The organism is Pseudoalteromonas sp. BSi20495 (assembly GCF_000241185.1).
Lineage (GTDB): Bacteria > Pseudomonadota > Gammaproteobacteria > Enterobacterales > Alteromonadaceae > Pseudoalteromonas > Pseudoalteromonas fuliginea.
Map to the genome: position 1 here is coordinate 12,469 of NZ_BADY01000181.1, position 18,151 is coordinate 30,619.

General features: G+C 39.6%; 9 protein-coding genes. 5 read left to right on the forward strand and 4 right to left on the reverse strand.

The window, feature by feature from the left end; genetic code table 11:
- The first annotated feature begins 157 nt into the window (after positions 1–157).
- Positions 158–763, forward strand: a complete 606-nt coding sequence (locus P20495_RS00810) for an HAD family hydrolase (RefSeq protein ID WP_007376677.1) — start codon at positions 158–160, stop codon at positions 761–763.
- 132 nt (positions 764–895) lie between these two features.
- Positions 896–1,621, forward strand: coding sequence for a YebC/PmpR family DNA-binding transcriptional regulator (locus P20495_RS00805; protein WP_007376676.1), 726 nt, complete (start codon positions 896–898; stop codon positions 1,619–1,621).
- Positions 1,622–1,847: 226 nt separating this feature from the next.
- On the opposite strand, the gene P20495_RS00800 is transcribed toward P20495_RS00805, so the two are convergent.
- The gene (locus tag P20495_RS00800) at positions 1,848–4,028 is read right to left on the reverse strand and encodes a malate synthase G (protein ID WP_008139317.1); all 2,181 of its coding nucleotides are present in this window, start codon (positions 4,026–4,028) and stop codon (positions 1,848–1,850) included.
- A 242-nt stretch (positions 4,029–4,270) separates the two neighbouring features.
- Here P20495_RS00800 and P20495_RS00795 point away from each other — a divergent pair, with 242 nt between their 5' ends.
- A complete protein-coding gene (locus P20495_RS00795) occupies positions 4,271–5,872 on the forward strand; it encodes an isocitrate lyase (RefSeq protein ID WP_007376673.1) in 1,602 nt (533 codons plus the stop codon).
- 805 nt (positions 5,873–6,677) lie between these two features.
- On the opposite strand, the gene P20495_RS00790 is transcribed toward P20495_RS00795, so the two are convergent.
- From P20495_RS00790 to P20495_RS00780, 3 genes are all read right to left on the reverse strand, one after another.
- The gene (locus P20495_RS00790) at positions 6,678–8,702 is read right to left on the reverse strand and encodes a S9 family peptidase (RefSeq protein WP_008139322.1); all 2,025 of its coding nucleotides are present in this window, start codon (positions 8,700–8,702) and stop codon (positions 6,678–6,680) included.
- A 127-nt stretch (positions 8,703–8,829) separates the two neighbouring features.
- The gene (locus P20495_RS00785; RefSeq protein ID WP_008139324.1) at positions 8,830–10,140 is read right to left on the reverse strand and encodes a lysine N(6)-hydroxylase/L-ornithine N(5)-oxygenase family protein; all 1,311 of its coding nucleotides are present in this window, start codon (positions 10,138–10,140) and stop codon (positions 8,830–8,832) included.
- A 130-nt stretch (positions 10,141–10,270) separates the two neighbouring features.
- Positions 10,271–11,608, reverse strand: a complete 1,338-nt coding sequence (locus P20495_RS00780; RefSeq protein WP_008139325.1) for a salicylate synthase — start codon at positions 11,606–11,608, stop codon at positions 10,271–10,273.
- Positions 11,609–11,738: 130 nt separating this feature from the next.
- Between P20495_RS00780 and P20495_RS00775 the strand changes: the two genes are divergently transcribed.
- Positions 11,739–17,945, forward strand: coding sequence for a non-ribosomal peptide synthetase (locus P20495_RS00775; protein ID WP_008139327.1), 6,207 nt, complete (start codon positions 11,739–11,741; stop codon positions 17,943–17,945).
- Positions 17,938–18,150, forward strand: coding sequence for an MbtH family NRPS accessory protein (locus tag P20495_RS00770; RefSeq protein WP_008139329.1), 213 nt, complete (start codon positions 17,938–17,940; stop codon positions 18,148–18,150). The genes P20495_RS00775 and P20495_RS00770 overlap by 8 nt, the downstream gene beginning before the upstream one ends.
- Position 18,151: the final 1 nt, after the last annotated feature.

Here is an 18,151-nt window from a genome sequence, read left to right on the forward strand (position 1 = left end):
AGTTTTTATTTTTTCTTTATTATCAGTTGATTGATGTGTTTACGCATTATTAATTTAAATATAGTTGATGTTATTTCCCCATAATTTGGGCATAAGTAGTAGAGCATTTTATGTTTAAAGTACGTTTAGTAAATTATTATTACACCCAAGGAATGATATGACGACTCAGGTAGAGGCTATTCATGGTGTTATTTTTGATTTAGATGGCACATTGGTATCGTCTGAATTAGATTTTTCGCTTATAAAAGCACAAATAGGCTGTCCTTGTGAGCAGGACTTACTCGATTTTATAGCGCAACTCCCATCACCTTACATGCGTGAAGAAGCTATGAATATTGTGCATCAGCATGAGTTACTCGATGCTCAACATGCCACGTTATTACCAGGTGTTAGCGAAGCTATTGCACAGTTAAAAGCTAAAAAAATTCCAATGGCTATAGTTACTCGAAACTTTGATAAAGCAGCATCAATAAAACTTCAGAATAATCCATTACCTATCAGCACGGTTTTAACGCGAAGCGACGCACCCGCAAAACCAGATCCAAGTGCATTAAATGCAATTGCTACGCTTTGGGATATTAGTTCTGCTAATTTGCTCTACGTTGGTGATTACTTATATGACATACAAGCTGCACACAACGCAGATATGCGTGCTTGTTTATATGCTCCTGATGTGACTCCTGGTTATGCAGATCAAGCTGACTACGTTTTACATGACTTTTATGAGCTAGTTGGATTAATTGATAATTACTCAGAAAATTAGAGTTATGTTAAATAGCGTGTTACTTAATTTAATTAGTAATAAGTAGTACACTATTTAAATTACAAAACTAGCCCAATACGTTTTGAATTGGTAAAATACTGCAAAACGTAACGTATTCATTAGAGGCACAAAATGGGCAGAGCATTTGTAGTTCGTCAAAGTTCTATGATCAAAACGGCTAATGCTAAAACGAAAATAAACTCAAGGTATGGTAAAGAGATTTACGTTGCAGCAAAAAGTGGTGAACCCGATCCCGAAGTAAATCAAACATTACGCCGCCTAATCGAAAAAGCTAAAAAAGACCAAGTTCCCGCACACGTTATTGAAAAAGCAATTGAGAAAGCAGCCGGTGGAGCAGGGGAAGACTATTCAGTTGCCCGTTACGAAGGCTATGGCCCTGGTAATTGCATGGTTATTGTTGACTGTTTGACCGATAATCCGAACCGTACTATCAAAGATGTACGTTTGCCATTTACTAAAACAGACTCAAAAATTGGTACTCCTGGCTGTGTAGCGCATATGTTTGATCATTATGCGGTACTTGGCTTTGCAGGCGATGACGATGAGGTCGTATTAGAAGCATTAATGATGGCTGATGTTGATGTAACCGACGTTGAAGCCGAGGACGGTAAAATATCGGTATTTGCACCGCCAACAGAATACTTTAAAGCTAAAACAGCCCTTGAAGACGCATTTGAAGGCATTAACTTTGAAGTAGATGAAATTACGTTTATTCCTCAAGTTAATATTGAAATTGAAGACGAAGAAGTTATCGCTAACTTCGATAAGTTTATAAATATGCTTGAAGATTGTGACGATGTACAAAATATTTATCACAATGCCATTGTAAAAAATTAAACGTAAACGGTTAAAAGCTTTAAAAAGCGTGTTTTGTGTATGCAAAACGCGCTTTTTTACGTTTGAATAAATGTTAGATATTCATATGTATTATACTTATTTGAATATATATATTTTTAAAATGCCATAAAAGCGCTGCTATTTTAATTCTAGGCGATAAAAAACCAGCCCGAAGGCTGGTTTGACTCAAAAAACAATTCAAGCACGTGTTAAAAATTTGGAGTGATTAACAATGTTGTGCTTTGTATTTAATACGGTAGCTATGCAGTAATGGTTCAGTGTAACCACTAGGCTGTGTTACGCCTTCTAAAACTAATGCAGTAGCGGCTTGAAACGCAATGCTGTTATTAAGGGTTTCTTCGTCTGTTGCCATGGGTGTATAGGCAGTGTCATGCTCGTTTTGACCATCAACCACTTTGGCCATTTTAGCCATGGTTGATTTTATTTGCGCCTGTGAGCACACGCCATTTAGCAACCAATTAGCCATATGCTGGCTTGAAATACGCAGTGTTGCTCTGTCTTCCATTAGCCCAATATGGTTAATGTCAGGTACTTTTGAACAGCCTACGCCTTGATCAATCCAACGTACAACGTAACCTAAAATACCTTGTGCGTTGTTTTCTAGCTCACTTTGAATATCTTCTTTTGAAAGCGTTTTAGGGTCTGCCATTAGCGGCGGTGTAAGTAGGTTATTAAGGCTAGCAATAGTACGTTTAGCTATGCTTTGCTGCTCATTAAATACGTTTATATCGTGATAATGCATTGCATGCAGGGTAGCAGCTGTAGGGGAGGGCACCCATGCTGTATTAGCGCCTGATTTAGGGTGAGCTTGTTTTTGCTCCATCATTAATGCCATTTTATCTGGCATTGGCCACATGCCTTTACCTATTTGTGCTTTATGACTCAAGCCACAAGCAAGGCCAATATCGACATTGCGATCCTCGTAAGCTTGTATCCATGGTTGCTGTTTAATCTGTGCTTTTGGAAGTACAACGCCCGCTTGCATAGAGGTATGAATTTCATCGCCTGTGCGGTCTAAAAATCCAGTATTTATAAATACAACACGCTCTTTGGCTGCACAAATACAGGCTTTTAGGTTTACAGAAGTGCGGCGTTCTTCATCCATAATACCCATTTTAAGCGTGTTTTTAGGTAAGCTTAGCGCTTCCTCTACTAAACTAAATAAAGTGTTAGTAAATGCTACCTCTTCAGGGCCATGCATTTTTGGTTTAACTATATTAATACTTTGCGCGCTTGAATTTTTTATACCTGTTTTTTTATTTAGGTCGTGCAGGGCAGCAGTAGCAGTAAACATCGCATCCATAATGCCTTCAAATACCGGTTGATTGTACACATCAGTAATAGCAGGGTTCGTCATTAAATGGCCAACGTTTCTTACAAACATCATGCTACGGCCTTTTAAAGTAACTGTGCCACCATCAAGTGCGGTGTATGTTTTATCACTTTGCAGAGTACGCTCTACAGTTTTATCGCCTTTTTTAAACGATTCAACTAAGTTACCTTGCATCAACCCAAGCCAATTTTTATAAACTTGTACTTTATCTTCTGCATCTACCGCAGCTACTGAATCTTCACAATCCATAATGGTGGTAAGCGCGGCCTCTAGCACTACATCTTTTAATCCTGCTTTATCAGCTTGGCCAATAATGTGGTGGTGATCGATATGCAGCTCTATATGTAAGCCATTGTTTTTTAATAACACTACAGTTGGATTTTGCGCTTCTCCTTGATAGCCAATAAGCTGAGATGGGTCAGCTAATGTGGTTTGAGAGCTATCACGCAAGGTAATTAAAAGTGCGCCATCTACTACTGAGTAATTCGTGCTTTCTATATGCGAGCCATTAGTCAACGGCAATGCTTTATCTAAAAACTGGCGAGCGTAGGCCATGACCTTAAAGCCACGAACAGGGTTGTAGGTATTACCTTTTTCAGCCCCGTCATCTTCGCTTAGTACATCAGTACCGTATAAAGCGTCGTATAACGAGCCCCAACGCGCGTTAGCGGCATTAAGTGCAAAGCGTGCGTTACTTACAGGCACAACCAATTGAGGGCCTGCTGTAAGGGCCACTTCAGGCTCTACATTTTGGGTTTCAATTGTAAAGTTGGCAGGCTCTTTTACCAAGTAGCCAATATCTTGTAAAAAGGCATGGTACTTGGCGCTATTCCACGTTTTATTAGCTAGATGATAGTCATCTATTTGCTGTTGAAGCAGCTCTCGCTTTTCAAGCAGTGCCTTATTTATAGGAGTAAGCGTTTGGACGATATGTGCAAAGCTTTGCCAAAATTGCAGCTCACTTAAGTGAGTGCCAGGGAGTAATTGGCTTTTAACAAAATCAGCGAGTTGTGTGTCTACGCTGAGTCCTGAGTGTGTGAGAGTGTGGGACATAATTGCCCTCCTTAAACGGTCGCGATGTTGTTGTGCGCTTGTGCGTTAAGGCAACAATAACGCAAAAAAGCAATGTTGAGTGCTTTTTAGCCATTCATAAAATATATAGCCGTAATAACAACTATAAATTTACTAAATCTAAAAAATGAGCCTAATGTTGATTTAAGCGCTACGGAGCATGAGTAACGTAGCCACTCTCACAACACTAAAATTATTTACACACCCGTTCGAAGGATTTTATTATGACAACATATCAACGCGAAACAGACACACTCTCAACTCTTTGCCAATCTCAAGGTAGCGCATGGCACGCAATCAACCCTGAATATGCAAGCCGCATGCGCTTGCAAAACCGTTTCCGTACTGGGATTGAAATTGCACAATACACAGCAGACGTAATGCGTGAAGATATGGCAGCATATGACGCAGATACAAGCCAGTACACACAATCTTTAGGCTGTTGGCATGGTTTTACAGCACAACAAATGATGATGGCTATTAAGCGCCATCAAAAAACAACTAAACGCAGCTATGTATACTTAAGTGGCTGGATGGTTGCAGCGCTTCGCTCTGCATTTGGTCCGCTGCCAGATCAAAGCATGCACGAAAAAACATCGGTACCTGCATTAATTGAAGAAATTTACACATTTTTAAAGCAAGCAGATGCACGTGAACTCGATCACTTGTTTAACGACCTAGATGAAGCAAAAGCGAACGGAGGCGATGTTCAAGCTGTTATTGATAAAATAGACAACTTTGAAACCCATGTTGTGCCAATTATTGCTGATATTGACGCAGGTTTTGGTAACGAAGAAGCAACTTACTTACTGGCTAAAAAAATGATTGAAGCCGGTGCGTGTGCCATTCAAATAGAAAACCAAGTATCTGACGCTAAACAATGTGGTCACCAAGCGGGTAAAGTGACCGTTCCACACGAAGACTTTTTAGCAAAAATTAACGCAGTACGTTACGCCTTTTTAGAGCTAGGTATTGATAACGGTATTATTGTGGCACGTACAGATTCATTGGGTGCCAGCCTTACGCAAAAGGTACCTGTTTCGCAAACGCCAGGTGACTTAGCAAGCCAATACAATGCATTTTTAGAAACCACGCCAATTAACGGTGTTGATGACTTAAATGAAGGCGACACGGCAATGAAAATTAATGGCCAGTTATGTAAACCAACTCGTCTAGATAACGGTTTATTCCAATTCCGTGAAGGCACGGAAAAAGATCGTGTAGTACTAGATTGTATTACTAGCTTGCAGTCGGGCGCTGATTTACTGTGGATTGAAACAGAAAAACCACATGTTAAACAAATTGCAGAACTGGTAAATCGTGTAAAAGAACACGTGCCAAATGCAAAACTGGTATACAACAACTCGCCTTCGTTTAACTGGACGCTTAAGTTTCGTGAGCAAGTGTATCAAGAGTGGGAAGAGGCAGGCCGTGACCTTAGTGCTTACCCAAGTCTTGGCGATAATAAAGGCCTTATGGCACCAGAAATGGATGCAACAGAGCTTGCGCAAGCAGCCGATTTACTAGTGCAAAACTTCCAGCGCGATGGCGCACGTGAAGCCGGTATTTTCCATCACTTAATAACCTTGCCGACATACCATACAGCTGCGCTAAGCACTGATATTTTATCAGAAGGTTACTTTGGCGATATGGGTATGCTGGCTTATGTACGTGACGTACAACGCCAAGAAATTCGCCGTGAGCAAGCATCGGTTAAGCACCAAGATTTAGCAGGGTCTAACATGGGCGATACGCACAAAGAATACTTCTCTGGTGATAATGCGCTAAAAGCCGGTGGTGAAGATAACACCATGAACCAGTTTTAATTCCTAACTAGATAGTGTTACTCAAGGGCCAATAGGCCCTTTTTTATTGCTTTAAATAAAGTTAGAACATTGAAGCATAATTACAGATCAGACTTTAACTAGGGCGTATTGATCTTTGTGGATTGAAATTTGTTCAATCTAGGGGCGATTAAATCGCGGCGCGAGGTTTGTAACCTAGTGGGCTAAGTAAAAACCGAGCAACAAAGAGTTTATCGTCCCTAGAAAGAACCCAAAGGGCAGCGCCTGTTTGGTATTTATGCTACGTTATCGCCTATTAATGGGGAGTAACCACACTACATAAGCTCCGCCTTGCCTAAAAACCAAACATACTGCTGCAAATTCACCAACCAAAGTTCAACACGGCCTTGCCAAATTATTTTGGATCACTATTTAACTACCTGAGTGAATTTACAGATCAGAGTTTAACTAACCTTTCATAAAACGGCATATTTGGGGTGATTTTGCTGTAAAAAGCGTTTACGGCAACTTTAAAAGGCGGGTAAGTGACTGATTTTTGCTTTAATAGGCAAACTAAACGAATTTATAAACCGATTTTTTACTAACTTCTTTGTGCTATAAAACAAAATTTTACTAACTGAAAGGCTATAAACAGTGACTCAAACCGATTTTTTACCAACTCAAGTTACAAAAAATGTTATAAACCGAAATTTTACTAACTGAAGTTTTAGCTAAGTCCGATATTTAACTGTCACAGAAGTGTAAAGGGGGTTTACAGTTTGAATACTATAGTGGTAAATATAAAAGCCACTTATTTGAAGTGGCTTTTATTTGAGCTATAAATTTATTATTTAGTGTGTTTATCAAACCACCATTGAATATAAGCAACTTTTGTCATTAAGTTTGATGGCCGAGCTGTAATGCCATGTGAAGCATTAGGAATTCGCACCATTGCAGTATCAACACCTTGTAATTTTAATGCCTGATAAAACTGCTCAGTTTCTGAAATTGGTGTACGGTAGTCAGATTCACCAGTGAGCAACATAGTAGGAGTTTTAACGTTTCCAACATAGCTAATAGGCGAGCGTTTCATGTAGTGCTCAATGTGATCCCATGGTTTACCTGGGAACCAATAATCAGCAAAAAACGGGTAAAAATCTGCTGTTAGTACAAAACTGATCCAATTGATAACAGGCTTAGCAACTACAGCTGCAGCAAAGCGATCTGTATGACCCACAATCCATGCAGTTAATACACCGCCACCAGAGCCACCGGTTACAAACAATTTAGACTCGTCAATAAAGCCTTTCGCTATTAGCGCATCAACACCTGTCATTAAATCATCAAAATCGTTACTTGGGTAATTATGATGAATAGTTTGTGCAAACTCTTTACCATAGGAATCACTACCACGTGGGTTCATGTATAAAACGACATTGCCTTTGGCTGCAAACAGTTGAATTTCAGCGCTAAAGTGCGGGCCATAATTAGCGACAGGGCCGCCGTGAATTTCTAGTATTAGCGGGTATTTTTTGCTGCTATCAAATTCTGGCGGGTAGGCAATCCACCCCTGAATAGGAAGTTCATCGTGGCTTGATTTAACCCAAATTTCTTCCACTTTAGCCAAAGCTTTGTCGCCCAATGCATCTGCATTAAGGGTAGTTAAACGCTGGGCTTTACTGCGTTTAATTGTTGCTATATCAGCAGGGCGCTGGGTATCGGCAAGGGTAAATGCTACCTCTCCATCTTCGCTTACATCAAAGTCGCCACCAGAATAAGGGCGTCCAAAGGCAACGCTGCCAATTTGAGTTGTTATTATTTTACGCTTGCCACTGCGTGGTTGATAGGCGAGGGCGGTTTGGCCTTTATCGGCGTAACTAAAGTACACACCTTTTGAATTGGCACTCCATTTTATTTGCCCAACACTTCGATCAAAATTTGGCGTTAAACTAGTTGTGTTACCTGTTTTTAAATCACGAATATAAAGTTGAGCATTTTCGTAATTAGTGCGTATATCGTCATAACCTGTGTACGCTAAGTAACGGCCATCGGGCGATACTTTAGGTTGTTCATCAGGGCCATCTCGGTTAGTAATTTCGCTTATAGTTTGCGAGGCCAAATCAAGTTTATAAATTTCATTATTTGTGAATTTTAGCTGGTTGTTTTTATGCCTGTTCGCAGAAAAATAAAGTGATTTACCATCGTTACTAAAGCTTACATCGCCGGCGTTATCAAACTCATCATGAGTGAGTCGCTTGGCATTACCACCGTTAGCATCTATGGAAAATAATTGGCTAAAACCTTTTTGTGTGTAACCGCCACCATCTGAACGGTAATAAACATCATCAATAAATTTAGCGGGTTCTGCCCACGTTGCCCCTTTTGGTTTACCGGGCAGGTTTACGGGGGCTGAAGTTGCACTTGGTACAAACATGCTAAATATTAATTGGCTAGAATCAGGGCTCCATGTAATTGCACGTGGGCTACTCGTTAAGTTACTAATTTTTGCCATAGCACCTGTTTTAAGCCATTTTATATATATTTGGCTGCTGCCATCACGTGTTGATATAAACGCAAGGCGTTGACCATCAGGAGAGAGTACTGGCGAATAATCCATATGCACGCCAGAGGTTAATGGTTGCATTTGTTTGGTTTTGTAATCAACAGACCAAATATTACCCACTTTGCGATCTGTTTTTATATCCATACGATTACGCACAAAGTAAACGGTTTTACCGTCTTCGGTTATATCTATCTGATTCGCATATTCAAGGTCGAATACGTTTTCAAGTTGTAGCGTTTGCTCTGTTTGACTCGTAAAACCTGAAAAACTGACTGTTGCCAAAAGCGCAAAAGGGGCAATAAACTTCATTTTTATTCCTTGTTATTAAACAGTATCACATCTGTTATAAGGCAATAATGATTGAAAATAAACCCGATTGCGATGAATGCACATTACTTAGATAATGACTTATTTGAGTAATATGCATTTCAAGTGGTTAAGCTAAAGCAACTGCTTGCTGAGCCTGTTCTTGCAACTCTGCCTGTAATGAGTGTGCTATTTCTGCTGACCTTACTGAAAGTATTGAGAGTAAGGTGTCGCTTAAACCATGGGATGATTCTGAACGCCCTTGCAAAAATAACGATGGAAGAAAACGTTCGTCCGTTTTAACTTGATAATTTCGATCAATATCAATGTTTCCTAAATAGGCTTTAATAGGTTCTAACATAGGCGCCATTTTAGGACGTTGATACCCTGTTGCTAAAATTACTAAATCGTAATTATTCGTGGCATGCTTATTTGATTTTCTATCAAGTATAGACAGCGTTATTTTTCCATTTTTTTCAGATGCTTCAGTAACTTCACTGTTAGGGCAATATGTATGTTGCTCCATCATGGCAACTTTTTGTTGATAAAAAATATTATATATTTGCTCAATCATCGATGAGTCAACAGCTGAATAATTAGCGTATTTATATTCTTTTAATAGCTCTTCTCTTTCTTGCTGCGTTTTACTGAATATAGAGTCTGTTGATGATGGGTTAAAAATTTCATTCACATAGGGACTTGAATCTGCTGGCTTCATCGAATTACCACGCATAATTAAATCAACTTTTGCGTGTGGATAATTATCATCAATATCAATAAAAGCTTCCGCAGCACTTTGTCCACCACCGATTATAGCAATGCGTAAATCTTTTGTTTTTACTGGAATAAGTTTAGCCATTTTTGATAGGTAGTGAGTATGATGAAATACAAGCGGGGTTTGTTTTAGCGGTTGAAAAACTTCCGGTATTAAAGGGGTTCCGCCAGTGCCCATAACAAGTGATTTAGTAAAACGGATCTTACTTGTACCACCTGTATCTGCTGTTGTCACTTTGAGTAATTTTACTTTTTGATTATCCATAACCGGCTCAATAGAGGTAACCTCTTCGCCGTATTGACATTGAGAAGAAAAATGACCCGCAACCCAGCGAAGGTAGTCATTAAATTCTAACCTGCTTGGGTAGAAAGTACTTAAATTTATGAAGTCCACTAAACGATTATGTGAATGTAAATAATTTAAGAAAGAGTAAGGGCTGGTTGGATTTCTCAATGTAACAAGATCTTTCAAAAATGAGACTTGTAGCCCACTTTGGTTAGTAATAGTATCACCATGCCATTGATACTCTGGCTGTTTATCAATAAATAAGGCATTTAGTGTGGTGGAATTGCTCTTAATTTCTTCTAAGGCAATCGCCAAAGCTATATTTGATGGGCCAAATCCGACACCAATGATATCGTATGTAGGTATTAGTGGCTGTGCCATGCTTAAACTCCTCGTTTAAAACAACTTTTATCTGCTACATAAATTTACTTTTGTTTATAAAAATGTGTAGCAGTGGGTATTAGCTGAATAAGGATTCATTAAGTATCCTTATTTAATGAATTACGTTAATTTAGCTTGTTTTTTCAACAACCCAAGGTGAAATGCTTGCTAGTTTTTCACTGGTTTCGGTGAGTTCTCTTTCTGGTGTTGAATCAAGTACAATTCCGGCTCCAGCCTGTAACCAGTGCTGATCGCCTTTACTCATAACACTGCGTAAAACTAATGCTGCGTCAATAACGCCTGTGTGATCTAGTTTTAAAATTGCGCCTGCATAAAGCCCTCTGCTACTGCCTTCGTGTCGTCGTATTTCTGAAAAAGCAGCCAGCTTTTGAATACCAGACGCTGTAACAGCAGGGAATAGGCTTTCGAATGCATGCCAAGCGTTATATTCTGTTTTTAGAGTGCCACAGACTCTCGAAGCTAAATGTTGCACAGAACCTCGCTTTTTTTGAACCATGAACTGTGGTACATGTACAGATTCTGGCTCACAAACTTCATTCATTTCGTCAACTGAAAGTCTCACAGATATTGCGTGTTCGTGGGTTTCTTTTGGATCTTTTAGTAACTCATCAAATATTTTTTGATCTGTTTCTGGATTACCTTCTAATCGTCGAGTACCCGCTAACGGCTCTGTTGTAACTTTACGGTTTTCATCAACTGAAAGTACAATTTCAGGACTAAACCCAGTGATTTTCCAACCAGCTAAATTCATTGTAAATGAACGAGCCGGTGTGTTCATCGAACGCCCTTGAAGCCAAGTCGCAGTGTAATCGGGCGAAAAATGTAGGGGAACCTTACGCGAGAGTATGACTTTTTCTAGTAAACCATTTTTAATATTGGCGACAGACTTTTTGACTGCATTTTTATAATTAATATTGTCTGGTATTTCGACATTTTTGTAAGGAACGTGTGCTCGTACAACTGCATTTTCTAGTATTAAGCGTACTTGCTGCTCAAGTTCACTGGATTTAGATTTAATGAGTGTTGGTTTTTTCCCCAGGGATACCGTTATTTTTGGCTCACAAATAAATAATAACGCTTCTTGACCTGCTTTTTCTTCTTCGGTTAATAGTTCTGGTGATTTCAGGGCATACGCGAATTCAAAACTAGACCATCCGCATGCTTGCCACTCACCATCCCAAGTATTTAATTCTTGCTGTAGGACTTGGCAGAGGTTTTCGCTGTTAACTTGGCGCTGAGTTTTTCCTGCAGAGGTATTAGATTCAATGTGAGTTGCAAATACGGTTATAGATCGAACAATACCCCCTGCAAACCAACATTCACCGTTATCTTCGTAAATTAAATATTCTTTAAATATACCACTGTCGGCTAGAGCGGCTGCTCGTGCGAAGATTAAATTTTGCTCATCGCTTTGGGTTGTGCCTTCATTGGAAAAATTAGTTTTCATAATATCTTATGCTCCTTTTCAAAATACATTTTGCATACACACGGGATTAATTTTCAATCAATGTGTTGCAATAATAACTACAGTAAATAATAATGCAAATTATTATTGTTTATATTTTAGGGTCTGTTTTATGGATAATGCACTTAGGCTAAAGCTTGCGAGAAAATTGGCGGCAACTCGAAAAATAATCATGCCGAATAATAATGTGGACTCTTTATCGACATTAAATCAAAGCTTTACAGTTTCAAAAGCAAAAAATGAGACCAGTTATGTACTTTCTAATGCGCAAGAAAGGATGTGGTTACTTAATCAACTGGACCCACTTTCGTCTGCTTACAATGTTTGTGTCTTGTGGCAATTTAAAGGTTGTTTAGATGCGCGTGTTTTACAGCAAAGTTGTTTTGAATTAGTGAACAGGCACAGTATTTTTCGAACTTCCTATTATGCAGACCCTATTGTTGGTGCTCGACAAAAAGTGCTTGATGAGTTTCCTTTGCAGTGGTGTGAATATGATTTACAAGATTTAGATCATCAGACGCGAGAAGTACGTCTTAAAGAAATAGCACAACATGCAAGTACAGAACCTTTCGATCTTGCAACTAAGAGTACACTTCGACTTGCTCTCGTAAAAATGACCGACAGTCATCACACTTTAGTTATGGTAGGGCAACATATTGTTTGGGACGGGGCGTCATTTGGTATTTTTTCTAATGAATTATCAACATACTATAGGCTAATTAAGAGCGGCGAATCTAAACAACGGGCTCCTTTACCCATCCAGTATTTAGATTTTGCTCAATGGCATCGTGAAAAATGGCAACAAGATTCCGAACAAAGCAAAGAGCAGGTTGCGTTCTGGCAAAAGCAGCTTACACCGCTACCTGAGCCTATTGATTTTCCAACTGATTTTCCTCGGGGAGTGAAGCAAAATGAAAATGGTGGCTGGCACAGTGATAATCTTGATCAAGCAACAACACAAACTCTACTTACGTTAGCACGAGAAGAACAAGTTACAACTTTTGAAGCCATTATTGCGGTGATTGCTTTATTAATGACTCGGCTTTCTAGGGCCTCAGAAGTGACGATAGGGACAGTGGCTTCGCATCGTAATTTACCTGAGCTGAGTGATCTGATAGGTAATTTTGGGAATGTTATTCCACTGCGGATTAAGGTTGATAATAAACTTTGTTTTCGTGAGCTGATCCGTGATTGTGCGACACAATGTCGTGCTGCTTTTTCACATGCAGACTTACCCTTTGAATTATTACTTGAAAAATTACAAATAAAACGAGGGGAATCGCAAAACCCATTATTAGACACTATGGTGACTTTCTTAAGCCATGGGATGTCTCCACCCATAATAGATGGCTTAGATGTACATTGGGAAAAGTATTTTAATGGTACAACGCAAACAGATCTCTCTTTTGACGCATTATTAAAAGATAACTGCCTTCAGTTTCAAGCCACTTGGCGTGCTTCATTATATCGACCAAAAACCATACCAAATCATTTAAAACGGTTGCTACAGTTACTTAAACATTGTGTCCAAGAACCAGATGTAGCACTAGCTAACATTACCACTGTATTACCCGATGAAAATCAGTTAATAAAATGGGGTCAACGCGATGCTTTTGTAAGCCCAGTAACAACGCTCGTTGCTTGGTTTGAGAGTACCGTGAGCAAATACCCAAATCGAACTGCCGTTGAGTTAGTTGGCAGTGAAACGATAAAGAGTGTTTTGCAAAAACAAAACGTGCTGCATGACCTCAGTTTTCTAACGCTCAATGCAAGAGCAAATAGAGTCGCAAGGTGGCTAGTATCGCAAGGGATTGGGCCAGAAGATCGGGTTGCCATAATAATGCCTCGCCAGTTGGAATGGTTCGTTGTGATGCTTGGTACACTCAAGGCAGGTGCCGCTATTGTACCTATAGATCCAAATTATCCAGAGGATTACATTAACCGAGTACTTACATTGGCGGCGCCAAATATAGTAATTAATAATGGTGATGCACATTCATTTGAATCAGCTAAAGCGACTGAATTAAAAACTAAAACAGTCAGTTTGTTAGTTATTGAGAATGAAGCATTAAGTATAAAAAATAGTGATCTTAATCTTACAAACGAAGAGAGATGCCGGCCATTGCGCCCATCTCATCCAGCCTGTATTACGTTTACATCAGGCTCAACAGGGCAGCCAAAAGGTGTTGTTGTAAAACATGCTTCTCTGGTTAACCTTATTGCTAGTCATAAACACGATCTCTATAGCGAAGCTTCTGCGCTTGTAGAACATAATCAGCTAAAAGTTGGCCATGCTTGGTCTTTGGCTTTTGATGCCTCATGGCAACCTACACTGTGGATGTTTGAAGGCCATAAAGTCTATTTATTTGATGCAAATACGATGCAAGACGCGGTCACTCTTGCCAAAGAGATAATGCTTAAAAAAATGGATTTTATTGAGTTAACTCCCAGTATGCTAGATGAAGTATTACCGTGGTTACAGTCAGGACTTACAGATACAAATGGGCAATTTATTGAACCTCACACACCTGCAATATTGGGTTTTGGTGGTGAATCGGTAAAACAAGAGCTTTGGCAACGTATAAAGAGCCTTCCTGGTACGTTGGGCTTTAATTTATATGGCCCGACAGAGGCAACAGTGGATGCGATGATTGCTAAAACCAATGTCGCTGAAAAGCCGGTAATAGGTGGGCCGGTTGCAGGAGGGCAAGTTTATGTTTTAGATAATTGCTTGCAATTAGCGCCTTTAGGGGTGCCAGGTGAGCTTGCAATTGCTGGTGCTGGATTAGCAAGAGGATACCTTGATCGTAGTGATTTAACAGCAAGCAAGTTTATTGCTAATCCTTTTGCTGAACAAGGTGAAAGACTTTATCTAAGTGGTGATAGAGTAAAATGGACAACTCAAGGAAATATTGAATACATTGGCCGTATAGACGAGCAAGTGAAAATTAGAGGTTTTCGTGTTGAGCCGCTCGAAGTTGAGTCAACCATTGAGCTGTTAATTAAATGTCCTTGCGCTGTAATTGCCAGAGCAGTTACTCAAAGTGCGATGGAGTTAATTTGTTATATTGAAAATGAAATAGAGCAACTAAGCGATAATCAAGAGGCTAATTTAAACTTAATAGCTCGCTTTCGCTATGTATGTGAGCAAGCTCTACCCCCTCACTTAGTCCCCAAGTATTTTGTAATTAATAAAAAACTACCTAAGTTACCTAATGGAAAAATTAATCGTAAAGCGCTGTCGATACCTGATGATTTAGGTGTTATTGCCAAAAGAGCCCCTCGCAATGAACTGGAGAAAAAGCTATGTAATTTAGTGTGTGACGTTTTAGGGATTGAGACAATAGGCATTGACGATGGATTTTTTGCAGTGGGTGGCGATAGTATTTCAGTTGTAAAATTAGTCAGTCGCGCTCGTCGAGAAGGGATCCACCTTACTCCTCGCCAAGTATTTAATGCAAAATGCATTGCGAATTTGGTTAAAGAATTACACGAAGTTGATCCCCTCGGAGACAGTCAAAATAGTAAAACGGTTAGCCACGATAGTAATGATAAAGGTCAGCTTACTTCAACTTTATTAATGCAGCGCTACCTTAATGCAGCGACACCGCTTGATCGATTTGCACAACTAGCAAGTGTAGTAGTGCCTGAAAGTATGACGGCTGGTGAACTAAAAGAGCTTGTGTATGCTTTACTTAATCGCCATGGGTTGTTGCGAGCTCAATTGGTGCAATCGGGTACGGGAGAGTTATCCCTAAATGTTCCGGTTGAAAATACCCAAACCATTTATTGTGAGCAAACTTATCAACAGTGTGATGATAATAAATATAGAGTGTATTCTGAAAATGCTGATTTACCCACTTTAGAAAACTCAGGTGTATTATCAGCAGCTGAGTTGGCAAAACAACTATGCAGTAATTTAAGTCCTAAAAACGGTGTTATGGTTGCCGTATCGTTAGTTAAAGAAAATGAAAATAATAACCAAAGAGCTTGGTTTGCCATAAACCATTTAGTCATAGATGCCTCATCATGGCATATTTTGGCTGAAGACCTTGCGATTGTCCGAAATCAGCAAGTGAGTAATGAAAAACTTGAATTACCTCCCGTACCAACATCATGGCGTAGTTGGTCCAATCATATAAATAAATTAAGCCAGCAGTATATACCTGCGCCAAATTCAACCAATTTGGGAACGTTGGCAAGTGCTCACACATTAACTTGGAGCTTGGAACCTTATAATAAAACATGTCCTGCATTAACTGTCGCTCGTAGGTTAGGGCTTCCACTGGCTAGTTTATTACCTGCTATAAGTTGCTTAGCTGCTATTACATCAAAATTAAAACCAGCGCTAGATAATCGCTGCCCTACCTTGGTACTAGAGCGGCATGGTCGAGAAGTACAGGAACCAACACAAGATTTAAGCAGGACCATTGGCTGGTTTGCCCGTGAAGTTTATGTGGCTCTCAATAGTGATGTTTTAAAGACTAAATCGGACGAAATGTCGAGCCAGTTGATAGAAACAGTATTGCGTAAATGGTGTGGTCAAATTATTCAGCAAGACTCTCCTTTTGTATCATCAAGTGGTGTCGCGCCTGTTCAACAAAGTGTAAATGGATGGTTAGTCGGTTTTAATTTTCTTGGTGATTTAAATTTATCCTCCAATTCAGATTTATGGTCAGTAACTCCGCTTCTTGAGCAGCTCACTGAAGCTTGCTCCGATCACTGGCCGTTACTAAATTCTTTAGATTTAACAGCCTATTACAGCCAACAAAAAGGGATAAAAACACTTCACTTTAATGCGATAGCACCTAGTAGCGAATTGCACCATAGTGATCTACTACGATTTAAAGCTGAGTTAAATAAGCTTTTTCATCAACTACACGACTGTTTTATTGAAGAACAACAACAGCTACAAGCGCAAGGTCTTGTTGATAGTAATAATTTGACAATTAAGCCAGCTACGCCACTGCAAGTTGAAATGCTTCGCCACTGTCATGGACTAGCAGATCCATGGACAACACAAATGGAAATAACTCTTTCTAATCAACACAACCCAGAAATATCTGAAAGTGCTTTAAAAGCAGGGGCCGCGGATCTTCTGCGCCGTCATGACGCGCTAAGATCAGGCTTTTTTGTGAAAACATTTTCTACCTTTACTGCCGATATACTCGAGCCTGTATGGGAAACTTTAGATTTACGTGGTGAACCAAGTGAGCAATATGAAGCATTGTTAGTGCAGCATCGCACAGCATGGTACCAATATCGCTTTGAATTTGATGCTCCGCCACTCATGCGATTTTTATCTATACGTATAAGTGATAGTCAGTGGCTAATTTTGATTCATTGTCATCACTTACTGCTTGATGGTTGGTCAGCCCCTCGAATTTTGCAAGAGTGGCTTGGAGGAATGAGTGCTGAAGCCACTTTAGCTTATCCAAATTTACATTGGGGTCAATATCTTGATTGGTTACAAAAACAAGATCCGACAATAGCTTGTCAATATTGGAATAAAGCGCTGGATGGTTTCAAAGCCCCTTCATTATTATGCCCGACAAGACAACAACGATTTCCTTCACAAGAATTATCTAGTGTGCTTTGTGCTGCTGTAAATGCAGACATTAAAGCATTAGCTGCAAAGATTAATGTATCTACGGCCATGCTATTTCAATTGGCATGGGCTAAAACAGTGGGTAATGCACTTAATCAGGACGATGTCGTATTTGGTTTATTTGATTCTGGTCGTGCAGCGTCGTTAGCAGGTATTGAAACGCTTGTTGGATTGGTTACTCAGTTAGTACCAATACGGATTAAGACCGATCCTTTGAGTAGTCCAATTGTGTTGTTGCAGCAGTTGCAAACTGAACAATTTGAATGGCAAGCGTTAGCTCCGGTTAGGTTGGATAATTTGGAGGCGACTCATCGTTTTGGCGAATTTTTTGATACTTTATTAGTTATTGAAAATGCCCTTGATGCGGATACACAAACCGCAGAGCTAATTAAACAAGTCGATTCATCTCAAGGGCTTACATTACCAGTTGTATTGGCAGGATTGAAGGATGTTAAGTGGCAAGATTCGGTTGGCCAAGCCGCTGCTTTATTTATCTACCCTGGTGCAACAACCAAGATCCGTTTGAGCTTTGACCCGCATGCAGTGGGCAAAAAACGTAGCGCTCAGCTATTAACTGATTTTGAGTTCTATTTGCAAGAAGTTGTCGATAGTTGTAACAAATTCAGTAATGAAGCCGCAAATTCTGCGCAACTTAATAACAGCGAATTAAACCCCCTATCAACAGTCTCTTTGGAGTTAAATCATGAGTGAAAATATTTTCGATGATGAATCAATGGCATTTGTAGTTCTTATCAATCATGAAAAACAGTATTCGTTATGGCCTGAAGTATTAACTATTCCTTCTGGTTGGGAGCAGGTTTTTGGCCCTCAAACACGTGATACTTGTTTGAGTTGGCTAAATGATAATTGGACAGATTTACGTCCTAAATCACTCATAGAGATGGATGGGAATTAAT